Source organism: Pseudonocardia sp. Ae505_Ps2, from assembly GCF_001932425.1.
In the GTDB taxonomy this organism is placed as follows: domain Bacteria; phylum Actinomycetota; class Actinomycetes; order Mycobacteriales; family Pseudonocardiaceae; genus Pseudonocardia.
On record NZ_MCIP01000001.1, the window covers coordinates 4,501,319 to 4,523,265 of the forward strand.

Here is a 21,947-nt window from a genome sequence, read left to right on the forward strand (position 1 = left end):
TCTATTTCCGGGACGGTGCGCGCCGTTCCTAGTGTGTGAGCCATGCCTCACCCGCTGACGCCCCTGCCGGTCCACACCGTGATCCGGGACGCCCCGCTGCAGGCCGGTGACCCGGCCGAGCACGCGGTGACCGCCGACGTCTGCGTCGTCGGCTCCGGCATCGCCGGCCTGTCCGCCGCCGTCGAGTCCGCCCGCCTCGGCCGCGACGTCGTCCTCGTCGACGCCGCCCCCGTCCTCGGCGGGCAGATGGTGAACTCGCTGATCGGGCTGTTCTGCGGGGTCTACGGCAACGGTCCGGAGTTCCGGCAGCTGACCCATGGGCTGTTCGACTCCCTGTTCCCCGAGCTCGAGGCGAGCGGCGACCTGTTCCGCCGCTCCGGCCACACCCTCACCGTCGGCTACGACGAGGTGCGCCTGGGCCGCTGGGTCGAGGACACCGTCCGTGCCCACGGCATCAGGGTCCTCACCAACGCCACCCTCACCGGCGTCGAGCGCGACGGCGACCGTGTCCTCGGCGCCCGCCTCGCCACCCGCTACGGCGCCGTCGACGTCACCGCGGCCGGATTCGTCGACGCCAGCGGCGACGCCGCGCTCGCCTGGGCCGCGGGCCTGGAGTGCCGGCTGCCCGACCGGGAGATCTACGGCAGCCAGCAGCTCGTCGTCGAGCATCTCGACGCCAGTGCCGCCCCCGAGCCGGCCGAGCTCGCCGAGCGGGTCGCGGCCAAGGCGGGCGACTACGGCCTGCTCCGCCGCGACGGCCTGGCTTTCTACTTCCCGGGGCGCGACACGGCCGTGCTCAACATGACCCACATCGAGGCGCCGCTGGACCCGTTCGCCGCCGCCGAGGCCCAGCTGGAGGGGAAGGCGCAGGCCGACCGGGTCGTCGAGTTCCTGCGCGCGGAGTTCCCCGAGGTGTTCGGCAAGGCCGCGGTGCGCTCCTACGGGCTGCCCGGCCGTCGCCAGACCCGCTGGATCGCCGCCGTCCACCAGCTGACCGTCGAGGAGGTGCGCGCCGGGGTCCGCTTCGACGACGCCGTGGCCCGCACCGCGTGGCCGATCGAGCTGCACGACAGCCCCGACGGCTACGTCTGGGAGACCTTCGACGCCGACCACCTGCACTACGTGCCGCTGCGCTCGATGCTGCCGCCCGGCGCGTCCAACCTGGTCGCCGCGGGCCGCTGCATCGACGGCGACGCCGCCGCCCTGTCCAGCGTGCGCGTCATGGGCCCGTGCGCGGCGATGGGCCACGCCGCCGCACACGCCCTCGACCTCGCCGGACCGGCGGGCAGCCTGCACGACGTGCCCGCCGGTGCCCTCACCGACCGGATCCGGGAGAACGTCGACGGCTGACCCGGCCCCCGCCGCCACCACCACGAGGAGACAGGCAACGATGCCCGGAGGCGCTCCGTGATACTCACCGACGACGACCGCAGGATGCTCGACGGGGCCGAGGGTCCCGCCGTCGCCGCCGCGATGGACCTGCTCACCCGCTACGCCGAGGCGCTGGACGCGGAGCGGCTCTGCTCGGTCCGCAACGTGGCCGGGACCGCCACCCAGCCCTCGCCGCTCAAGGCCCGGCTGGTCGCCGAGGGCGGCTGGGACCGCGCCTTCTCCGTCATCAACCTCGACAGCGACACCACGCACGAGATCCCGCCGATGGCGGTGCCCACCTGCCAGCTCCAGCAGGGCTTCGGCGCCGACGCGGCCGCCGTCGCGCCCTACCCCGCGGAGTTCGTGGAGCTGCAGGCCGACGCCGAGACCTTCTACGGCCGTCGCGGCGTCTCCATCCTCGCCACCTGCACGCCGTACCAGGTCGGCAACCTCCCGGTCCGCGGCGAGCACTGCGCCTGGATGGAGTCCTCCGCGGTCGTCTACGCCAACTCCGTGCTCGGCGCCCGCACCAACTGCGAGGGCACCGCGTCCACCGGCGCGGCGAGCCTCACCGGACGCGTCCCGTGCTGGGGCAATCACCACGACACCCACCGCCGCGGCACCCACCTGGTCCGGGTCGACACCCCGGTCGGCGGGTTCCTCGACTGGGGGCTGCTCGGCTACTTCACCGGCGAGGTCGTGCAGGAGGCCCGCCCGGTCGTCACCGGCGACCTCGCCCTGCCCGACCTCACCGACCTCAAGCACTTCGGCGCCGCGGCCGCCTCCTCCGGCGGGGTCGAGATGTACCACGTCCCCGGGGTCACCCCGGAGGCCCCGACCGTCGAGGCCGCCTTCGGCGGCAGCGTCCCGGTCGACGCCGTCGTCTACGGCGCCGCCGAGCGGGCCGCCACCTACGCCCGGCTCAACGACCAGGGCACCAGCGCGTCCGTCGACTTCGTCCTGCTCGGCTGCCCGCACGCCTCGCTCGACCAGATCCGTGACGTCGCCCGGCTCCTCGACGGCCGCCGCCTGCACCACGGCACCTCGCTGTGGATCATGGCGCCGCGGGCGCTGGCCGCGGTCGCCGAGCGCAGCGGCTACACCGCCGTCATCGAGGCGGCCGGCGGACGTGTGCTCACCGACTCGTGCCCGGCCATGTCCCGCCTCGCCCCGCCGGGCACGCGGGTGTTCGCCACCGACTCCGCCAAGCAGGCCCACTACCTGCCCGCGATCCTCGGGATCGAGGCGTGGTTCGGCACCACCGAGGACTGCGTGCACGCCGCGGTCACCGGTCGCTGGTCGGGTGAGCTGCGATGACCGCGACCGTCGGCACCGTCCTGCGCGGCCGGACCGTGGTCCCCGGTGTGGTCACCGGAGAGGCGTTGGTCTCGCCGGAGACGATCTCGGGGTGGGGCGGCATCGACCCGGCCAGCGGGACGATCGTCGAGGCCCGGCACCCGCTGCAGGGTGTCTGCTTCACCGGGCGGATCCTGGTCTTCCCCGGCGCCAAGGGCTCCTCGGGCTGGTCGGCGTTCTTCCAGAGCACCCGGCTGCTCGGCACCGCCCCACTCGGGATGATCTTCACGGTCACCACGACGAAAGCCGCGCTCGGCGCCGTCGTCACCCGCGTCCCCGCACTGGCCGACCTCGACGTCGACCCGGTGCGGGTCCTGCGCACCGGTGACCGCATCCGGCTCGACGCCACCGCGGGCACCGTCGAGCTCCTCGCGCGGGCGGACGGGCACCGGGCGGGGGAGGGGACATGAGGCTCGCCGTGCTCCCCGCCGACGAGCTCGCCCCCCGGGGAGCACCGCGTGGTGCGGGTGGGCACCCGCTCGATCGGCGTCTTCCGGGTCGGCGACGACTACTACGCCCTCGCCGACCACTGCCCGCACCAGGGCGGCCCGCTGTGCCGCGGCTCCGTCGCCGGGGCCCCGGTGGCGACCGGCCCGGCCGACGTGCGGCTCGACGACGACCACGTGCTCGTCGCCTGCCCCTGGCACGGCTGGGAGTACGACGTGCGCACCGGCCGCTCCTACCAGCCCGGCGACGCCCCCGCCCGCAGCCTCCCGGCGTCGGTCGAGCCGGGCCCGCCGGGGATGACACCCGGCCCGTACACCGCCGAGACCTTCGAGGTCACCGTCGAGGACCGCTGGGTGGTCGTCGACACCGGCCGTCGCCCCGCCACCGAGGAGACGTCATGACCACCACCGACTCCGCCACGGCCACCACCCGGGCCCCGGCCCGGCGCCGCGCCCGGACCCCGATCGTCGCCGCCGACATCCACCCGGTCGTCACCGCCGACCGGCTCGCGGCCGCGCTGCCCGAGCCCTGGCGGCGCCGCCTGCACCGGTTCGGGCTGCGCGGCGCGCCGCCGCCCGCGGTCTACCCCCGGGTCCGGCACGGCGGCATGCGCCGCGACGCCCACCCCGACGCGGCCGGCGGCCCCGCCCGGCCGCCCGGCAGCGACCTCGATCTGATGCGCAGCCAGCTGCTCGACCCCTACGACGTCGTCGCCGGGGTGCTGATCCCGATGCAGGGGCACACCGCGGGCGCCGAGGAGCCCGCGTTCGCCGCGGCGCTGTGCCGGGCGTTCAACGACGTGCTCGTCACCGACTGGCTCGACCCCGAGCCGCGGCTGCGGGCCAGCATCTGCATCCCGCACGAGTCGCCGGCCGAGGCCGTCGCCGAGATCGAGCGCCGCGCCGACGACCCGCGGTTCGTGCAGGTCCTGTTCCCCAGCGGCACGTTCCTGCCCTGGTCGGACCCCAAGTACCGGCCGATCTACGCCGCGGCCGCCGCGCACGGCCTGCCGGTCGCGATCCACCTCGGCGGCACCGAGGGCCACCGCGGCGACGGCTGGCCGTCGTTCTACCTGGAGCAGCACGCCTGGTACGGCAACGCGGTCGCGGTCGCGCTGACCGGGCTGGTCGCCGGCGGAGTCCTCGACGCGGTGCCGGACCTGCAGTTCGTGCTCGTCGAGGGCGGGGTGTCCTGGCTGCCGTCGCTGCTCTGGGGCCTCGACGACGCCTGGGAGCTGTGCCGCGACGACGTGCCGTGGCTGACCCGTCCCCCGTCGGAGATCGTGCGCGAGCGGGTGTGGTTCACCACCCAGCCGATCGACGAGCCGCCGGTGCCCGCGCACCTGGCGACGACCTGGGAGCAGACCGGGATGACCGACCGGATCCTGTTCTCCTCCGACTACCCGCACTGGGACTTCGACGACCCGATCACCGCGCTGCGGGTGCTGCCCGCGGCGCTGCGCCGGCCGATGGCGGCCGCCAACGCCGCCCGCCTCTACGGCCTTACCCTGCCCGGGAGCGAGGAATGAGCGCCGAGCCGGCCGAGGAGTTCTTCGACGCCGACACCCACGTCGCACCGGCCTCGTTCGCCGACCTCTCGCCGCTGCTGAGCCCCTACTGGCGCGACTACGCCCTGGGGGCCGCGCTGCGCGTGGACCCCGTCCAGGCCGGTGCCTACCCGCCCGCGATGGTCGAGGGCCCCGCCCCGCACGACGTGGCGACCCTGCGCGCCGCCGTCCTCGACCCACCGGTCCCCGGTGGCGGACGGGTCACCACGGCGGTCCTGACCTGCACCACCGCGTTCGACGTCAGTCGCAACCACGCGTTCGAGGCCGCCCTGTGCCGGGCGGTGAACATCTGGGTCGCGCAGCGGTTCCTCGACCACGAGCCCCGCGCCCGCGGGTCGGTCGCCGTGCCGCTCGGTGACCCGGCGGCGGCCGTCGCCGAGATCGAGCACTGGGCGGACGACCCGCGCTTCGTGCAGGTGCTGCTCCCGGTGCGCGGCCACGACCTGCGCTGGGGTCACCCGGTGTTCCGGCCGGTCCTCGCCGCGGCCGCCGCGGCCGGGCTGGTCGTCACCCTGCACGCCTGGGGCCGGGTCGGCAGCGCCCCGACCACGACCGGGTTCACCCACACCTACCTGCAGGACTACCTGTCCCACGGGCAGGTCGCGCAGTCCCAGCTGGTGTCGCTGGTCGCCGAGGGCGCCCTCGGGGCGCTGCCCGGACTGCGGGTGACCGTCGCCGAGTGCGGGTCGTCCTGGCTGCCGCCGCTGCTGTGGCGGCTGGACAAGGAGTGGCGCGGCATCCGCCGCGAGGTGCCGTGGGTGGACCGGATGCCGTCGCAGTACGTCCGCGAGCAGGTCCGGTTCACCACCGCGCCGGTCCATCTGCCACGCGACCCCGGCGAGCTGCGCGACGCCCTGGACGTCCTCGGCGCCGCCGAGATCCTGCTCCACGCCGGTGACCACCCGCACCGCCACGGCGACGGGGCGGCCCGGCTGCTCGCCGCCCTCGACCCGGCCGCCCGGGCCGCGGTCCGCCACGGCAACGCCACCGCGTGGTACCGCGGCAGTGACACCGCGTGGTACCGCGGCGCCGATACCGCGTGGTACCGCGGCCCGGACACCGCCGCCACACCGTCGCCGTCCTTCGCGTCGACCCACCACGTACCGGAGGTCCCCCGATGACCCGCACGACGACCCGGCTCGCCGCGGTCCTGCTCGCCGCCTGCCTCGTCCTCGCCGGATGCGGGTCGGGCGGCGGCGGCGAGGACGGCCGCGACCGGATCACCTTCCTCAACATCCTGCCGATGGAGTCGCTCGGCTACGCCGCCGAGATGGTCGCCGACACCAAGGGCTTCTTCGCCGCCCACGGTCTCGACGTGACCTTCGAGGCCACGCAGGGCTCCGCGCCGGCCATCCAGACCCTGCTCGCCGGGTCCGCGGAGATCTCCCGGATCGGCGACATCGAGACGATGGTCGCCGCGGGGGAGCGCGGCGCACCGCTGGTCGCGATCGGCGGGGTGGTGCACGACGGTCCGCTGCGGCTCGTCTCCTCGCAGCGCGCGCCGGTCACCGACGCCGCACAGCTGCGCGGCAAGCTGGTGGGGACACCGTCGGAGGGCGGCACCAGCTCCATCACCCTGGACCTGGTCGCCGGTTCGGCCGGGATCGCCCCCGACGAGCTGCGTCGCCAGGTCGTCGGGCTCAGCCCGGGCGTGTTCGACCTGGTGGACACCGGCCGCGTCGACGCGTTCATCGTCTCGCTCGACACCGCGATGCTGCTGCAGGCGACCCGGCCCGAGGCCGTGGTCTACGACCCCAACGACGCGATCTCCGCCGGGTCGCAGATCTACGCCACCTCGAAGGCCACCGCGGCCGACCCGGCCGAGCAGGACAAGCTGCGCCGCTACCTGGCCGCGATCGCCGACGCCACCGCCTTCATCGCCGCCGACGAGGCAGCCGGCTTCACCGAGACGATGCAGCTCATCGGCTCGAAGTACCAGGTCTCGACGCTGGACCGGCCCGAGGTCGCCCGCGCCGCGCTCGCCGCCTACGTCGACGGCTACGCGGCGGGCCGGGGCCCGACCGGTATCGAACCGCAGCGCTGGCAGGCCACCTACGACGAGGTCTCCTCGGTCGGTCAGGTCCCCGCCGGCCAGGACCCGGCGCAGTGGCTCGACGCCGGTCTCAACGGCGCCCAGGGCGCCCCATGAGCACCCCGACGACACGACGGTCCCCGGCGACGGAGCAGGAGACGGACATGACCCAGCAGACGGCGACCCAGCAGCAGACGGCGGCCCGGCGGACGACCACCCGGTCCTCGCCGCCTGCGGCCCCGACCGGTGGCGCGGTCGGCCTGCGGGTGTCGGGTGTGGACAAGGTCTATCCGACCCGTCGGGGGGAGGTGCACGCGCTGTCGGGGATCGACCTGGACGTCGCCCGCGGCGAGTTCGTCTCGCTGGTCGGGCGCTCGGGCTGCGGCAAGACGACGTTGCTGCGGATCCTGTCCGGTCTGCTCGCCCCGTCCGCGGGGCTGGTCGAGGCCGGTGGCCGGCCCGCCTGGGCCGCCGGCCGTCGCGACGACGCGGTCTTCGCCGAGTTCGGGCTGGTGTTCCAGGAGGCGAACCTGTTCCCGTGGTTCACGATCACCGACAACGTCGCGCTGCCGCTCAAGCTGCGTGGGGTGCCGCGCGCCGAGCGGCGGGCCCGGGCCGCGGAGCTGTGCGCCACCGTCGGCCTCGGCGGGTTCGAGGACTCCTACCCGCGCGAGCTGTCCGGCGGGATGCGCCAGCGGGCGGCGATCGCCCGCGCGCTGGCCTGTGATCCGTCGGTACTGCTGATGGACGAGCCGTTCGGTGCGCTGGACGCCCTGACCCGCGACCGGATGAACCTGGAGCTGCAGCAGATCCACGCCGTCTCCGGCGCCACCGTCGTGTTCGTGACCCACTCGATCCCCGAAGCCGTGTTCCTGGCCGACCGCGTCGTGCTGCTGACCCCGCGCCCGGGACGGATCCGGTCGGTCACCGCGATCGACCTGCCCCGCCCGCGGTCCGCGGCGACCGAGACGACACCGGAGTTCGGCGCGCTGGTCGCCGGGCTGCGCACCGAGCTGGACCGGGAGGACTGAACCGATGACCACGACCGAACGTCCCGCCGCGGCGACCGAACCCACCACCCCCGTGACCGACCCGGGCGGCCCGGAGAAGGAGTCGCCGTGGTTGCGGCGCCTGCCGTGGATCTCCGGACCGGTGCTCCTGCTGCTGCTCGTGGGGGTCTGGCAGTTCACCGTCTCGGTGGTCGGGGTCTCGGAGTTCATCCTGCCGGCGCCGGCCGCCGTCGTCGGGGCGCTGAGGGAGCTGCTGGCCGACCCGGAGATCTGGGGCCACATCGGCGTGACGCTGCTGGAGGTCCTCGTCGGGTTCGGCGCCGCGCTCGTCGCGGGCGTCTGCGTCGGCGCGGTGCTCGGGCGCATCGAGTGGCTGCGCCGCGCGGTGCAGCCCGCCCTGGTCGCGCTGCAGGTCGTGCCCAAGGTGGCGTTCGTGCCGATCTTCGTGATCTGGTTCGGCTTCGGCCCCACCTCGAAGATCATCATGGCCGGGCTGCTCGCGTTCTTCCCGATCATGCTCAACGTGATGCTGGGGGTGCGCTCGGTCGAGCGCGGGCACCGCGACGTCATGACCGGGCTGGGCGCCTCGCGCTGGGCGACGTTCCGGAACCTGGAGCTGCCCGCGACCCTGCCGTACGTGTTCGCCGGCGCCGAGGTCGCGATCGTGTTCTCGGTGATCGGCGCGATCGTCGGTGAGTACCTCGGCGGCAGCGCCGGGCTCGGCTACCTCGTGGTGTCGAGCCTCAACGCCCTCGACGCGCCACGGCTGTTCGCGGTGATCGTGCTGCTCGCGGTGCTGGGGTCGCTGCTCTACATGATGGTGACGACCGCGAAGCGCCTGGTCATCCCGTGGCACGAGTCGGTGAACACCGGGGTCTGACCGGCCGCGGCGGCACGGCGACCCGAGCACGGCGGCCTTCAGCACGGCGGCCTTCAGCACGGCCACCTACAGCACGGCGGCGCCGCCGGGGTCACGCCCCGGCGGCGTCGCGGGCCCAGTCGGTCAGCACCGGCACGACGACGGCGAGTGCCTGCGGCTCGCGTGCCCACCCGATGTGCGGGCGCGCCCCGGGGACGTCGAGGTGGTGGCGGCTCCGGGTCGCCGCGCCGAACATGGTCAGCAGCGCGTCGACCGAGGCGGGCGGGGCGAACCCGTCGCGTTCGAACCCGATCCCGAGGACCGGCAGGTGCACCGCGGCGATCGACGGCGTGTGGTCGACCCTCGGCGTGCCGAACTCGAGCCGCCCGGTGCGGGCCCACCGGCCCCAGTCGCACATCTGCCCGCGGGCCTCCCGCCCGGCGAAGCCGATCCGGTCGCCGGGGAAGTGCCCGATCAGCGTCGACGCGGCCACGACGGCCTGGGTGCGCAGCAGGTGCGCGAGCCCCCAGACCCGCCAGTCGACGCTGCCCGACGCGACCAGGGCGACACCGTCGATGCGGTCGGGGTGCCGTGCGGCATGGGCGGCGGCGAGGTGCCCGCCGAGGCTGTGCCCGACGACGAACACCGGCGCGCCCGGCCGCGCGGTGCGCACCTCCTCGACGGCGGCGGCGAGGTCACCGACGAGGTCCTCGTAGCCGAAGTCGTTGCGGCGTCCCGGCGGGGGAGCAGGGCGGGCCTGGTGCCCGCGCAGCTCGGTGACCGCGGCGGCGACACCGGCGTCGGTCAGCGCGGTCATCAGCGGGGCGTAGAACGACGCCCGCAGCCCCATCGCGGGCACGACCAGCAGCACGGGCGCACCGGGGTCGAGCACCGGGTGCAGGGTCAGCTCCAGCGGGGCCGGGGCCGGACGGTCCAGGACGATGGTGACGGGCACGCCGGTGATCCTCTCCCGGCCGCCCGCGGGGTCAGGCCGGGACCCCCGCCAGCGCGCGCAGGCCGGCGTCGAACACGGCCATGACCTCGTCCACCAGCTGGGGCAGCGTCGGCGAGCGCGGGTCCACGCCGTGGTCGCCCAGCCAGTGCTGCACCGCGACGCGCAGCCCGGTCACCGCGGCGGCCGCGGCCAGGGTCGGGTAGAGGTCGCGGGCCGGGTCGGACCCGGTCCGGGTGACGACGGCCTCGGCCAGCGCCCGCTCCTGGGCGGCGAACACGGCCAGCTGGTGCGCGACGATCGTCGGGTGCCCCCGCAGCGCCCGCAGCGCCTGCACCCGGTCGAGGTAGCCGGGGTCGGTGACCACGGCGCGCAGTGCGTGCCGCAGCGACTCGGTGACCGGCTCGTCGTCGGGGCGGGCGGTGAACGCGGTCAGCAGGGTGTCCGCCGCCGACTCGTTGGCCGCCACGACCGCCTCCTCCTTGGAGGTGAAGTAGTTGAAGAAGGTGCGGGGCGCGACGTCGGCGGCGTCGGCGATCTGCTCGACGGTCACCGCGTCCAGCCCGCGGGCGCTGCACAGCCGCAGCGCGGCACCGGCGAGCGCGGCGCGGGTGGCGGCCTTCTTGCGCTCGCGACGCCCGGGGGCGGTCTGCTCAGCCACGGTCGGCTCCGGTCCGCTCGCGCTCGGGCGCCTCGATGACCGAGACGAGCTCGTGGCGGCCCGGTTGCCCGCCGGTCCGTGCCGTGCCGTCGGCCGTGCCGTCGGTGGGGCCGTCGACGGGTGTGCCGGTCGGCAGGTCGACGTCGAGGCGGAGCCCGTCCGAACCGACGGTGACCCGGCGCGCGGCGGGGCGGCCCTCCCAGCGGTACACGGTGGACACGATCCCGGTGGCGACGCAGATGCGGTAGTGCCCGTCGGCGTCGGCGCGGGTCCGGCCGAGCTCGTCGCCGGTGGGGTCGAGGACGGTCAGCACGGCACCGCCCGCCGGGGCTCCGTCGGCCCGCACGAACCCGTGCAGCACCGGACCGGACGGACCCGACGGACCGGTCGGCGGGACCGGGGTGACGGTGGCCCCGGCGGCGGGGTCGGCCGGCTTCTCGATGTCGAGGGTGTCGCGCAGCGGCACCTCGCGCAGGGCCAGGATCGCCAGCAGTGCCAGTGCGGCGAGCGGCGCCGCCACCAGGAAGATCATCGAGGTGGCGTGCCCGTAGGCCTCCATGACGATCGAGCGCACCGGCTCGGGCAGGTCGCCCAGGTGCGGAACCTGGCCGCCGCCGACCGCCGCCCCGCCGTCGACGCCGGCCTCGGCCAGCCCGGCCGCGGTCCGGGAGCCGACCACGGAGGCGAGCAGCGCGCCCAGCCCGGCGACACCGGCCGAACCGCCCAGCGAGCGGAAGAAGGTCACCGTGGAGCTCGCGGCGCCCATGTTCCGCAGCGCGACGGTGTTCTGCACGGCGAGCACGAGGTTCTGCTGGGTGCTGCCGACGCCGATGCCGACCAGCGCCATCGCGACCGCGACCAGCCAGTACGGCGCGGTCGAGGAGATCACCGCGGCGCCGAGCGACAGGCCCGCGGTCAGCGAGACCGCACCGCCGACGAGGTAGCGCTTCCAGACACCGGTGCGGCTGATGAGCTGGCCCGCGATGTTCGACGCGCCGAACATGCCGACGATCATCGGCAGCGTGAGCAGCCCGGCCTCGGTGGCCGTGGCACCCCGGGCGAGCTGGAAGTACTGCGACAGGAAGATCGTGGAGCCGAACATCGCGACGCCGACGAACAGGCTCGCGACGGTGGCGAGCACGACGGTGCGGTCGCGGAACAGGAACGGCGGCACGACCGGGTCCTTCGCCCGTCGCTCGACGACGATCGCGGCCACCAGCAGCACCAGGCCGGCGCCGATCAGGCCGAACGAGGTGGGCGAGGCCCACGCGAACTGCTTGCCGGCCAACGAGGTCCACAGCAGCAGCGCCGACACCGCGGCGGCGATGAGGGTGGCACCCAGGTAGTCGATGCTGACGCGCTCGCCGTCGGCACGGACGGGGGTGGGCACGTTCAGGGTGCGCTGCAGCACGAGCAGCGAGAGCGCGGCCAGCGGGACGCCGACGAAGAAGCACCAGCGCCAGCCCAGCGGCGAGTCGACGATGATGCCGCCGAGCAGCGGCCCGCCGACGACGGCGATCGACATGATCCCGGAGAGGTAGCCCATGTAGCGGCCGCGCTCGCGCGGGGTGATGATCGCCGCGATCACGACCTGGGTCAGGGCCTGCAGACCGCCCATGCCGAGGCCCTGCAGGACCCGGAAGCCGATGAGCTGTCCGGTGGAGACCGCCAGCCCGCAGAGCAGCGAGCCGACCAGGAAGATCCCGATCGCGGCCTGGACCAGCAGCTTCTTGGAGTAGAGGTCGGCGAGCTTGCCCCAGATCGGGGTCGAGGCCGTCATCGCCAGCAGTGACGCCGAGACCACCCACGTGTACTCGGCCTGCGTCCCGCCGAGGTCGCCCAGGATCCGGGGCAGCGCGTTCGACACGATCGTGCTGGACAGCACGCCGACGAACAGCGCCATCAGGAGGCCGGTCAGGGGGAGCAGTACGTCGCGGCGGTGGGCCGCGGCCTCCTCGGGGGTGCGCGCGGGGCGGGTAGTTGACGTCACGCAACGATTCTGACGCAAAGATGCAGACTGTGCAAGTTTGCCGATCGTGCGGCGGCGCACACTCTGCACCGATGCGGCCCGGCCGGCCCGAGCCGCCCGTGCCGCCGCGTGAGCTCCGCGCCGGGAGCCCGCGCGCCGGGGGCGGACCCGGGCGGCGACGGGCTCAGGCGGTGGCGGGCTCGTCCGGCCGGACGGCCAGCTTGGCCAGGCGCTTCTCGGTCGGCCAGCGGACGTTCCACGCCCAGCCCAGCTTCTCGAACAGCCGGATCGTGCCGGCCGAGATGTCGATCTCGCCGCGGCCGACACCGTGCCGGGCCGAGGTGGGATCGGCGTGGTGCAGGTTGTGCCAGGACTCGCCCATGCTGGGGATGGCGAGCAGCCAGACGTTGGTGGAACGGTCCCGTGCCTTGTACGGCCGCTCGCCGACGAGGTGGCAGATCGAGTTGGTCGACCACGCGACGTGGTGCGAGACCGCGACCCGGACCAGCCCGGCCCAGAAGAACGCGGTGAACGCTCCCCACCAGGACCAGGTCACCAGGCCGCCGACGACGCCGGGCCCGAACACGGACAGGATCGTCAGGACCGTGAAGCCGCGGTGCACCCGGTCGATGTCGGGATCGGCGAGCAGGTCCGGGGCGAAGCGGCGCTGGTCGGTCAGCGACCGGTCGAAGATCCAGCCCATGTGGGCGTGCCAGAAGCCGCGGACCAGTGCGGCGGGGGAGGTGCCGTAGCGCCACGGCGAGTGCGGGTCGCCCTCGGCGTCGGCGTAGGCGTGGTGACGACGGTGGTCGGCCACCCAGTGCCGGACCGGCCCCTGCACGGCGAGGCTGCCGGCGACGGCGAGCGCGATCCGCAGGGGCCGGTTCGCGGTGAACGAGCCGTGGGTGAAGTAGCGGTGGAAACCGACGGTCACCCCCAGCATCGACACGACGTACAGGCCGAGCGCGAGGCCGGCGTCGAGCCAGGTCAGCCCCCAGCCCCAGGCGAGCGGGACGGCGGCGACGAGCGCGACCGCCGGGACGATCGCGAACGCGTAGACGAACAGGTGCGGTACGGGATGGCGGAGCCGGTCGGAGAAGTCCGAGCGCGGCGCGGGCCGGGTGTCGGTCACGCCCACGATGGTTCCGGCTCGCACCAGAACGGACAGTGGGGACAACCCCCCTCACGTAACCTGAGTGAGGACTTCTCAGGTCTGGCCGGGGGGCCGGCGCGGGACACCATCGGAGCTCGACGAAGGGACCTCGCCGTGGCGGACCTCCTCGGCCGACCCGGGAACCGGCGGGCCCGGCTGCGTGCCCTGCTCGACGCCGGCACCCCGGTGCTCGCCCCCGGCGCGTACGACGCGCTGTCCGCGCGGCTGGTCGAGCAGGCCGGGTTCGACGTCGTCTACATGACCGGGTTCGGGACGACGGCCGGGCTGCTCGGCCGCCCCGACGTCGGGCTGCTCGGAGGCGCGGAGATGGCCGCGCACGCGGGCAGGCTGGCCGACGCCGTCGACCTCCCGCTGATCGCCGACGCGGACACCGGCTACGGCAACCCGCTCAACGTCATCCGGACCGTCCGCGACTACGAACGGGCCGGGGTCGCCGCGCTGCACCTGGAGGACCAGGTCATGCCCAAGCGGTGCGGGCCGAGGGCGGCCGCACCCCGCCGCTGTCGCGCGACCGGCTCGCCGAGCTCGGATTCGCCCTGGTCCTGTTCCCGGTGGGCACCCTGCTCGCGGCGACGGCCGGGATGCGGGAGCTGCTCGAGCGGCTGCGTGCCGAGGGCACACCGGTGTCGCTGATCGACCGGCTCGGCGGTCTCGACGCGTTCGCCGAGCTCGCCGGGCTCGGGGAGGTCCGCGAGCTCGAGCAGCGCTACCGCGCCGACGGCGGCTGACCGGTTCCCCGGCCGCCGCCCGCCGCACACATTCCGCCGCGGAGAGGTTGGCACTACACGGTCACGAGTGGCGGGGCGATATGTCGTCCACCACACTTGGTGCAGATGACCTTGCCGACCTGCGGACGTCGACCGGAACGGGGCGCGCCGGCAGGGTCCCGGAATCGCCCCAGGCGGTGGATCGTGCAGCAGAACACTCCCCGGCTCCGCATCTGCGAACGATGCTGGTCGTCGGTCGCGGACGGCTCGGTCTGTCGGATCTTCCGGCACTCCGACCCCACCGCGCCGCTGGAGAAGCCCGCCTTCTCCTACCGTCACCTCGACGGTGACCCGGCGTGCAGCGGGGCGCAGCAGCCCGAGCTGGAGACGAGGTGGGTCGCATGAGCGCGCTCCCCGTGCCGGGACGCACGCTGCGCCCGGTCCCCGCGCCGGTCGCGCGCGCCCGGACCGTGCCGCCCGGCCGGCCCGCACCGCATGTCCGAACCGCGCCGCCCGCCCGGACCGTGCTCCCGCCGGCCGACCCGCTTCCGGTGTCGTCGGCCGACCTGGAACGGCTGCGCGAGAACCTCCGACGCGTGCTGGCCGGTCTGCGCTGGCCCGCCCATCGCTGGCAGATCCTCGCCGAGGCCGAGGCGTGGGGGGTGAGCGGCCTGGTCCGCGAGCAGCTCGTCCCGCTGCCGGACGGGCGGTACCCGTCGTTCGAGGCCGTGGTCGAGCTGCTCACGGCCGCGGCGCACGACCGGCTGCGCCCGGCGCCGGTCCGGCCCGCGGTCGGCGCCGACCGGCTGCACCCCCTGGAGTCGGCCAGGGAGTCGGCCCTGGGGTCGGCCGGTGTCCCGCGACACCTGCGGCGCGCCGTGGGCGGGCCCGCACCCGGCACCGGGCACCGCCCGGCCTGAGTCCCGACGGGCGGTGCGATCGCCCCGCCCGTGCGGCCCGTGTCGGCCGGGGTCGGCGGTCCCGAATCCGCCGGCCCCGGCCGGGGCGACCACCCGTCCGCTCCCCAGCGACGGGTGGTGGGTCCTCGGGCTGCGTGGCCCGCGACGGGGCTGAGGCTGCCGGTGCCGACCGGCCGGCCACGCGAGGTGATGTATATCACGTGGGGTGGCCCGGTTGGTCCGCTTTCCCCGAACCGGGCGACGGTATCGATCCAGCCGGCGGTGCGCGTGTAGCCCGTGGATCACCGGGAAGGTCGCTGGTGCCGGTCCCACGGTGGGCCCGGCACGAGCGAGGAGGCGGACGTGGCGGGGCAGACGGCGATCGGGCTGGCGGTCGAGACGGCGGGGCCGGGGGTGCGGCTGGTCCGGGTGTCCGGGTGGCTGGACCGTCCGGGCGTGGAGGCACTGGCCCGGATGCTCGACGCCCAGACCCGGTGCGGCCGGATCCCGGGCCATCTCGTCGTCGACCTCGCCGGGGTCAACGCCTTCGACGGGCCCGCCACCGAGCTGCTCGGTGCGGTCGTCGCCCGCTCGCGTGCCGACGGCGTGCGGCTGCACCTGGCCGGGTGCGGCGGCCGGGCGGAGCTGTTGCCGCTGCGTGCCCGCCAGGTCCTGCAGCGGTGCAGCGCCTTCCCCTCCGCCGAGGTCGCCGTCCGGACACTGACCGCGGCCCGCCCCGGCGCCGCTGGCGAGGGCGGGACCGTGCCCGGACCGCGCCGGGCCGGCGACGACCGCACGGGGGACCGCAGGGACCGCACGGACGACCGGCCGGTCTCCTCCGCCACCTGACCGCGACCGGCCCGGGGTCGGGCCGGGGCCCTCAGCCCGCCGCGTCGTGGGCGCGGCGCACGGCGGCCGCGCCGTCGTCGTCGAGCTCGCCCCAGCAACGCAGCCGGGACAGCCCGCCGTCGGGGAACACGTCCAGGCGCAGGTGGGTGGCCGCGGTGGCGCCGGGCAGCAGGAACCGGTGCCGGGTGTCGGGCTGCACCCGCTCGCGGTCCCGCAGCACCGTCCACGACCCGCCGGTGCGCTCGTCGCGGGTGCTGATCGAGACCCAGCCCGGCGCGTTCCCGACGAACCAGGTCGTGTCGACCTCCACGTGCCGCGGCACCCCGCCCGCGGCGAGGGCGAACTCGACCCAGTCGTTGCCGCCGTCGCGGCGCCGGGCGTTCTCCCAGCCCTCGCCCATGTGCCGCGCCTTCCCGGGCAGCAGCAGGTTGCCGGGGGAGGAGTAGAACTCGTCGGAGCAGCCCGTGACGTGCCCGCCGTTCTCCGCCGCGAGCAGGTCCACGGTGCCCTCCAGGAACCGCGGGTCGGGCAGCACCCGGCCGAGCACCCGGAACCGGGCGATCCCGCCGTCGGGGTGCATGATCAGGCGCAGGTGGGTGGCCCGGCGGGTGTCGGTCACCGGGTAGACGTTCGCCGTGTGCCCCGCGCAGGCCGAGCGCGGCACGATCTCGTGCCAGGGCGCCTTCTCCAGCTCGTCGGGCGAGGGGTGGCCGTCGACGGCGGTCGCCTCCACCGCGATCTCCGGCGGGTAGTTGCCCTTGAACCAGGACGTGTCGACGACGACGTGGTCCACCACGCCCGGCGCGCCCAGGCGGACCAGCGCCCAGTCGTGGCCGGGCTCGCGGCGACGGCGGGTCTCCCAGCCGTCGTAGACCTTGCCCTTGAGGCCGAACTCGTCGGGGTCGAAGCGGGGCGGCGCGGCGGTGATGAGGTTCTCGCGCTGGGCGAAGAACTCGTCGTTCGCGGCGACGACGGAGCCGCCGAGCGCGCGGGAGGCCAGGTCGATGAGCGAGGGGTCGGTCACGGTCTGCTCCTGATCATCGGACGGGTGGGGGACGGGTGGTCGGCGGCGATCCGGGCGCCGAGCAGGCGCAGGAGCTCGGCGGCACGGTCGACGGCGTCGTGCTGGTCGCGCGCGGTGTCGGTCAGGGCGTAGGCCCCGGCGAACCCCGCGGTCCGCAGCGCGGCCGCGTCCAGCGTGACCTGCCCGGCGACGGCGACGACCGGGACCCCGGCTGCCCGGGCGGCCGCGGCGACCCCGGCCGGGGCCTTGCCGTGCAGGGTCTGGGTGTCCAGCCTGCCCTCCCCGGTGACGACGAGACCGGCGCCGGCCAGCTCGTCGTCGAAGCCGGTCAGCTCCAGGACGGTACCGACGCCGGGGACGACCCGCGCACCGCAGACCGCGGTCAGCGCGAGCCCGGCGCCCCCTGCGGCACCCGCCCCCGGCGCGGCGGCCAGGGTGGCCGGGTCCCCGCCGGTGGCGGCGTCGAGCACGCGCACCCAGCGGGCCAGCGCGGCGTCGAGCGCAGCGACCCCGCCGGCGTCGGCGCCCTTCTGCGGACCGTAGACGGCCGCGGCGCCGTGCGGGCCGAGCAGCGGGTTGTCGACGTCGGCGGCGAGCCGGACCCGGACGGCCGGGTCCCGCAGCCGCGGGTGCAGCCCGGACAGGTCGAGCCGGTCGGCCCGGGCCAGCGCCGCGCCACCCCGCCCGACCTCGGCGCCGTCGGCGTCGAGCACGCGGGCGCCGAGCCCGCGCAGCAGCCCGGCGCCGCCGTCGGTGGTGGCGCTGCCCCCGAGCCCGACGACGACGTCGGTGCACCCGGCGTCGAGCACCGCGGCCAGCACGGTCCCCAGCCCCTCGGTGCCCGCGCCGCCCGGGTCGCGCACCCCGCCGGGCAGGACCGCGAGCCCGGCCGTCGACGCCAGCTCCACCAGCGCGGACGCCCCGGCCCGGGCCCAGACGGCCGTCAGCGGAGCCCCGGTGGGTCCGGTCGCGATGGTCGCGACCGGCTCCCAGCCGGCGGCCAGTGCCGCGGCGACCGTGCCCTCCCCGCCGTCGGCGACCGGGCAGCGACGCACCGGGCGGCCCGGGTCGGCGTCGGTGATCCCGGCCGCCAGCGCGTCGGCGACGGCGGCGGCGTCCAGCGAGCCCTTGAACTTGTCCGGAGCCAGCAGGATCGCGCTCACCTGAGGTGGGCCAGCGCGGTCGGGGCGTCGGCGGGGGTCTGCGCGAGGTCCTCGAACTCGGTGACGGCGTCGATCTCGGTGCCCATCGCGATGTTCGTGACCCGCTCCAGCACCACCTCGACGACGACCGGCACCTTGTGCTCACGGGCCAGCTGCGACGCCCGGCGCAGGGTCGTGGCGAGCTCGTCGGGGTCGGTGACCCGCAGCCCCACACAGCCCAGACCCTCCGCGACGCGGACGTGGTCGACGCCGTAGCCCTTCGGCAGACCGGTGAGCTCCTCGTCGGCGTGCATGTTGTCGAAGGCCAGCGAGACCTCGAAGTCCATGTCGAACGCGCGCTGTGCCTGCCGGATCAGCCCCAGGTAGGAGTTGTTGACCACGACGTGCACGTAGGGCAGCCCGAACTGGGCGCCGACGGCGAGCTCCTCCAGCATGAACTGGAAGTCGTAGTCGCCCGAGAGCGCGACGACCGGGGTCGACGGGTCGGCGACGACGGCGCCCAGCGCCGCCGGGATGGTCCAGCCCAGCGGTCCGGCCTGGCCGCAGTTGACCCAGTGCCGGGGCCGGTAGACGTGCAGGAACTGACCGGCCGCGATCTGGGACAGCCCGATCGTCGTCACGTAGCGGGTCTCCGGGCCGAACACCCGGTTCATCTCCTGGTAGACCCGCTGCGGCTTGATCGGCACGTGCGGGAAGTCGGTGCGCCGCAGCAGCGTCGCCTTCCGCTCGCGGCAGGACTCGGCCCAGGCGCTGCGGTCCGGCAGGGTCCCCGCGTCGCGACGGCGGCGGGCCTCGGTCAGGAGGGCGCGCAGCGCGGCCCCGGCGTCGGAGACCACGCCGTAGTCGGGGGCGAAGACCCGCCCGATCTGCGTCGGCTCGATGTCGACGTGCACGAACCGGCGCCCGCGCCGGTAGGTGTCGAGCCCGCCGGTGTGCCGGTTGGCCCACCGGTTCCCGATCCCGACGACGACGTCGGAGTCCAGGAACGTGGCGTTGCCGTAGCGGTGCGCGGTCTGCAGGCCGACCATCCCGGCGGCGAGCGGGTGGTCGTCGGGGATCGTGCCCCAGCCCATCAGGGTCGGGACCACCGGCACGCCGAGGATCTCGGCCAGCTCGACGAGCTCGGCCGAGGCGTCGGCGTTGACGATCCCGCCGCCCGCGACGATCAGCGGCCGCTCGCCCTCGGCGAGCAGATCCAGCACCCGCGACGCCTGCGGGCCGGTCATCGCCGGACGGTGCACCGGCAACGGGGCGTAGGTGTCGGGGTCGAAGTCGATGACGGTCTGCTGCACGTCGATCGGCAGGTCGATCAGCACCGGCCCCGGCCGGCCGGACCGCATGAGGTGGAATGCCTGCGCGAACGCGCCCGGCACCTGCGCGGCCTCGCGCACGGTCATCGCCATCTTGGTGACCGGTGCGGCGATGGCCGCGATGTCGACGGCCTGGAAGTCCTCCTTGTGCAGCCGCGCGACCGGCGCCTGTCCGGTGATCGCCAGGATCGGGATCGAGTCCGCCGACGCCGAGTACAGCCCGGTGACCATGTCGGTGCCCGCCGGGCCGGACGTGCCGATGCAGACGCCGATGTTGCCCGGACCGGACCGGGTGAAGCCCTCGGCCATGTGCGAGGCGCCCTCGACGTGGCGGGCCAGGACGTGGCCGATCGTGCCGCGGGCGCGCATCGCCGCGTAGAAGGGGTTGATCGCCGCGCCCGGGACGCCGAACGCCTGCGTGGCGCCCTCGGCCTCCAGGATGCGGACGGCGGCCTCGGCCGCGGTCATCCGGGTCATGACAGGTCCCCGTTCAGGCGGCGGACGGTGCGGTGCAGGGCGGAGTGGTCGAGCCCGCCGTCGCCGGCGGCACGGGTCGCGGCGACGAGCTGGGCGACGAGCGCGGCCACCGGGGCGACCACACCGGCCTCCCGGGCGGAGTCGGCGACGATGCCCATGTCCTTGTGGTGCAGGTCGATCCGGAAGCCGGGGGCGTAGTCCCCGGCGAGCATCGTCGGCGCCTTCTGGTCGAGGACCTTCGACCCGGCGAGGCCCCCGCCGAGCACCTCGACGGCCGCGTCGAGGTCGGCGCCGTGCGCCTGCAGGAACACCAGGGCCTCGGCGAGCAGGGCGATGTTCCCGGCGACGATCAGCTGGTTGGCGGCCTTGACCGTCTGCCCGGCCCCGGACGGGCCGACGTGCACGACGGTCTTCCCGACGACGTCGAGCAGCGGTCGGGCCGCGGCCACGTCCGCCCCGTCGCCGCCGACCATGACCGACAGTGCGGCGTTCTCGGCGCCCGCCTGGCCGCCGGAGACCGGGGCGTCGAGCATCCGCAGGCCGCGCTCGGCGGCACGGGCGGCCAGGTCCCGGGCGACGTCGGGCCGGATCGTCGAGAAGTCGACGACCAGGGTGCCGGGCTCGGCGGTGTCGAACACCCCGCCGTCGCGGGTGCAGACGTCGACGACGTCGGGGGAGTCGGGCAGCATCAGCGCCACGACCTCGGCCTTGGCCACCGCGTCGGCGACCGTCGCCGCGGCGCGGCCGCCGTCCGCGGCGAGCGCCTCGGCCTTGCCCGGGCTGCGGTTGTGGCCGACGACGTCGTGCCCGGCGCGCACGAGGTGGCGGGCCATCGGGCCACCCATGATGCCGAGCCCGATGAACGCGACGGTGCGGGTGTCGGTGCTGCTCATGCGGACGCTCCCTGTCCGACCAGCCAGCCGAACGGGTCGGCGGTGACGGGCTTGTACTCGAGGCCGACCGGCCCGTCGTAGCCGGCGGCGACGACCCGGGCGAGCAGGTCGGTGATCGGCAGGTCCCCGGTGCCGGGCTCGCCGCGGCCGGGGGAGTCGGCGATCTGGACGTGGCCGATCCGGTCGGCGTGTCGGTCGATCGCGGCCGCGGGGTCGTCGCCGTTCACGGCCAGGTGGTAGACGTCGAGCAGCAGCCGCAGGTGCGGCGACCCGACCCGGTCGAGCACGGCGACGGCGTCGTCGGCGGTCCGCAGCGGGTAGGCGTCGACGCCGCTGACCGGCTCGAGCAGCGCGACCGCGCCGATCCGGGCGGCCGCGTCGGCGGCGAGCGCGAGGTTGCCCCGCGCCGTCTCGTCCTGGACGCGCGGGTCCAGGTCGTCGCGACGGTTGCCGTAGAGGGCGTTGAAGCCCAGCGTGCCGAGCCGCTCGCCGATGCCGACGGCGACGGCGACGTTGTCGGCGAACTCCCCCGTGCGGGCGGGGTCGGACAGGATGCCGCGCTCCCCGGCGGGCATGTCGCCCGCGGAGAAGTTGAGCCCGGTGAGGGTGACGCCGGCGTCGGCGACGGCGGTGACGAAGGCGTCGACCTCGCGGTCGCCGGGCACGGAGGCGGCGAAGGGCCACCAGAACTCGACGGCGTCGAAGCCGGCCGCCGCGGCGGCCGCGGGACGCTGCAGCAGCGGCAGGTCACCGAGGACGATGGAGCAGTTGACGGTGTAGCGCACGAAGGGGCCTCCTCGTTGAGGACGGGCGGTGCGGTTCTCAGGCGGGCTCGGGCAGTCCCTTGTAGGCACGCCAGCCGCCGTGGGTGGTGATGTCGGTGAGCTCGTCGCGCTGGCGCTCCAGCACGCCGGGGCGCAGCCCGACGGCGAGGACGTCGCGTCCGTCGTCGAGCTCGATCACGGTGAGCTCGAGCTCCGGCGGCTCGTCGGGCAGGAAGTCGGTGCGGATCGCCCGGAGCGGGACGTCGTAGATCTCCCCGGCCAGCGGTACGCCGCCGGCGGGGTCCTCCAGCAGGGCCGGGAACTCGTCGCGCACCGAGTACATGCGGTAGTGCGGAGCGGTCCGGACCTGGCCGAGGAACGGGTGGGCGGACACGTTGTGGTGGAGCCGGCCGCCGCGCATCGCGTCACCGGAACAGAAGAGGGCAGTCACCGGAGCCTCCGA

23 protein-coding genes are annotated in these 21,947 nt (G+C 75.2%); 13 read left to right on the forward strand and 10 right to left on the reverse strand.

Features of this window, described 5'->3' with window-relative positions:
- The first annotated feature begins 42 nt into the window (after nt 1-42).
- Genes Ae505Ps2_RS21110 through Ae505Ps2_RS21150 form a run of 9 tightly spaced genes read left to right on the forward strand, consistent with a single transcriptional unit; the run spans nt 43 to nt 8,663 of the window.
- Nucleotides 43-1,350, forward strand: a complete 1,308-nt coding sequence (locus tag Ae505Ps2_RS21110) for an FAD-dependent oxidoreductase (RefSeq protein ID WP_075333373.1) — start codon at nt 43-45, stop codon at nt 1,348-1,350.
- 57 nt (nt 1,351-1,407) lie between these two features.
- The gene (locus Ae505Ps2_RS21115; RefSeq protein ID WP_075306598.1) at nt 1,408-2,688 is read left to right on the forward strand and encodes an aconitase X catalytic domain-containing protein; all 1,281 of its coding nucleotides are present in this window, start codon (nt 1,408-1,410) and stop codon (nt 2,686-2,688) included.
- A complete protein-coding gene (locus Ae505Ps2_RS21120) occupies nt 2,685-3,137 on the forward strand; it encodes a DUF126 domain-containing protein (RefSeq protein ID WP_020626400.1) in 453 nt (150 codons plus the stop codon). Before Ae505Ps2_RS21115 ends, Ae505Ps2_RS21120 begins: the two co-directional genes overlap by 4 nt.
- Before the next feature lie 48 nt (nt 3,138-3,185).
- Nucleotides 3,186-3,575, forward strand: a complete 390-nt coding sequence (locus Ae505Ps2_RS21125) for a Rieske 2Fe-2S domain-containing protein (protein WP_075553915.1) — start codon at nt 3,186-3,188, stop codon at nt 3,573-3,575.
- Nucleotides 3,572-4,702, forward strand: coding sequence for an amidohydrolase family protein (locus Ae505Ps2_RS21130; RefSeq protein WP_075553916.1), 1,131 nt, complete (start codon nt 3,572-3,574; stop codon nt 4,700-4,702). The genes Ae505Ps2_RS21125 and Ae505Ps2_RS21130 overlap by 4 nt, the downstream gene beginning before the upstream one ends.
- Nucleotides 4,699-5,862, forward strand: a complete 1,164-nt coding sequence (locus Ae505Ps2_RS21135) for an amidohydrolase family protein (protein WP_075306595.1) — start codon at nt 4,699-4,701, stop codon at nt 5,860-5,862. The genes Ae505Ps2_RS21130 and Ae505Ps2_RS21135 overlap by 4 nt, the downstream gene beginning before the upstream one ends.
- On the forward strand, nt 5,859-6,890 hold the full coding sequence (locus tag Ae505Ps2_RS21140) for an ABC transporter substrate-binding protein (RefSeq protein ID WP_075306594.1): 1,032 nt from the start codon (nt 5,859-5,861) through the stop codon (nt 6,888-6,890). The genes Ae505Ps2_RS21135 and Ae505Ps2_RS21140 overlap by 4 nt, the downstream gene beginning before the upstream one ends.
- 47 nt (nt 6,891-6,937) lie before the next feature.
- Complete coding sequence (locus Ae505Ps2_RS21145) at nt 6,938-7,804, forward strand: ABC transporter ATP-binding protein (RefSeq protein ID WP_075553917.1); 867 nt, start codon at nt 6,938-6,940, stop codon at nt 7,802-7,804.
- A gap of 4 nt (nt 7,805-7,808) precedes the next feature.
- Nucleotides 7,809-8,663: an ABC transporter permease gene (locus Ae505Ps2_RS21150; protein ID WP_083695883.1), complete on the forward strand. Its 855-nt coding sequence runs from the start codon at nt 7,809-7,811 to the stop codon at nt 8,661-8,663.
- A gap of 91 nt (nt 8,664-8,754) precedes the next feature.
- On the opposite strand, the gene Ae505Ps2_RS21155 is transcribed toward Ae505Ps2_RS21150, so the two are convergent.
- From Ae505Ps2_RS21155 to Ae505Ps2_RS21170, 4 genes are all read right to left on the reverse strand, one after another.
- The gene (locus tag Ae505Ps2_RS21155) at nt 8,755-9,597 is read right to left on the reverse strand and encodes an alpha/beta fold hydrolase (protein ID WP_075306592.1); all 843 of its coding nucleotides are present in this window, start codon (nt 9,595-9,597) and stop codon (nt 8,755-8,757) included.
- 31 nt (nt 9,598-9,628) lie between these two features.
- Nucleotides 9,629-10,255, reverse strand: coding sequence for a TetR family transcriptional regulator (locus Ae505Ps2_RS21160; RefSeq protein WP_075553918.1), 627 nt, complete (start codon nt 10,253-10,255; stop codon nt 9,629-9,631).
- Entirely contained in the window at nt 10,248-12,245 is a 1,998-nt protein-coding gene (locus Ae505Ps2_RS21165; RefSeq protein ID WP_233147528.1) for an MFS transporter, read from the reverse strand. The genes Ae505Ps2_RS21160 and Ae505Ps2_RS21165 overlap by 8 nt, the downstream gene beginning before the upstream one ends.
- A 163-nt stretch (nt 12,246-12,408) precedes the next feature.
- Nucleotides 12,409-13,290, reverse strand: a complete 882-nt coding sequence (locus Ae505Ps2_RS21170) for an acyl-CoA desaturase (protein WP_198932294.1) — start codon at nt 13,288-13,290, stop codon at nt 12,409-12,411.
- A 201-nt stretch (nt 13,291-13,491) separates the two neighbouring features.
- Between Ae505Ps2_RS21170 and Ae505Ps2_RS21175 the strand changes: the two genes are divergently transcribed.
- The 4 genes from Ae505Ps2_RS21175 (at nt 13,492) to Ae505Ps2_RS21190 (ending at nt 15,853) form a co-directional block, all read left to right on the forward strand.
- Nucleotides 13,492-14,031, forward strand: a complete 540-nt coding sequence (locus Ae505Ps2_RS21175; RefSeq protein ID WP_233147529.1) for an isocitrate lyase/PEP mutase family protein — start codon at nt 13,492-13,494, stop codon at nt 14,029-14,031.
- 278 nt (nt 14,032-14,309) lie between these two features.
- Nucleotides 14,310-14,510 (forward strand): hypothetical protein, encoded by a 201-nt coding sequence (locus Ae505Ps2_RS21180; RefSeq protein ID WP_075306589.1) that lies wholly within the window; start codon nt 14,310-14,312, stop codon nt 14,508-14,510.
- Nucleotides 14,507-15,025 carry a hypothetical protein gene (locus Ae505Ps2_RS21185; protein ID WP_075306588.1) on the forward strand — a complete coding sequence of 173 codons (519 nt, stop codon included), beginning with the start codon at nt 14,507-14,509 and terminating at the stop codon, nt 15,023-15,025. Before Ae505Ps2_RS21180 ends, Ae505Ps2_RS21185 begins: the two co-directional genes overlap by 4 nt.
- A gap of 342 nt (nt 15,026-15,367) precedes the next feature.
- The gene (locus Ae505Ps2_RS21190) at nt 15,368-15,853 is read left to right on the forward strand and encodes an STAS domain-containing protein (protein ID WP_075306587.1); all 486 of its coding nucleotides are present in this window, start codon (nt 15,368-15,370) and stop codon (nt 15,851-15,853) included.
- 31 nt (nt 15,854-15,884) lie between these two features.
- Here the strand turns inward: Ae505Ps2_RS21190 and alc are convergent, their stop codons facing one another.
- Genes alc through Ae505Ps2_RS21220 form a run of 6 tightly spaced genes read right to left on the reverse strand, consistent with a single transcriptional unit; the run spans nt 15,885 to nt 21,935 of the window.
- Nucleotides 15,885-16,877 (reverse strand): allantoicase, encoded by a 993-nt coding sequence (gene alc, locus Ae505Ps2_RS21195; protein WP_075306586.1) that lies wholly within the window; start codon nt 16,875-16,877, stop codon nt 15,885-15,887.
- Nucleotides 16,874-18,040 carry a glycerate kinase gene (locus tag Ae505Ps2_RS21200; RefSeq protein WP_075553919.1) on the reverse strand — a complete coding sequence of 389 codons (1,167 nt, stop codon included), beginning with the start codon at nt 18,038-18,040 and terminating at the stop codon, nt 16,874-16,876. The genes alc and Ae505Ps2_RS21200 overlap by 4 nt, the downstream gene beginning before the upstream one ends.
- Nucleotides 18,037-19,827, reverse strand: a complete 1,791-nt coding sequence (gene gcl / locus Ae505Ps2_RS21205; RefSeq protein ID WP_075306584.1) for a glyoxylate carboligase — start codon at nt 19,825-19,827, stop codon at nt 18,037-18,039. Before gcl ends, Ae505Ps2_RS21200 begins: the two co-directional genes overlap by 4 nt.
- Nucleotides 19,824-20,720 carry an NAD(P)-dependent oxidoreductase gene (locus tag Ae505Ps2_RS21210; protein WP_075306583.1) on the reverse strand — a complete coding sequence of 299 codons (897 nt, stop codon included), beginning with the start codon at nt 20,718-20,720 and terminating at the stop codon, nt 19,824-19,826. The genes gcl and Ae505Ps2_RS21210 overlap by 4 nt, the downstream gene beginning before the upstream one ends.
- A complete protein-coding gene (locus Ae505Ps2_RS21215) occupies nt 20,717-21,505 on the reverse strand; it encodes a TIM barrel protein (protein ID WP_075306582.1) in 789 nt (262 codons plus the stop codon). The genes Ae505Ps2_RS21210 and Ae505Ps2_RS21215 overlap by 4 nt, the downstream gene beginning before the upstream one ends.
- Before the next feature lie 37 nt (nt 21,506-21,542).
- The gene (locus tag Ae505Ps2_RS21220; RefSeq protein WP_020623886.1) at nt 21,543-21,935 is read right to left on the reverse strand and encodes an amidase; all 393 of its coding nucleotides are present in this window, start codon (nt 21,933-21,935) and stop codon (nt 21,543-21,545) included.
- Between the last annotated feature and the right edge of the window lie 12 nt (nt 21,936-21,947).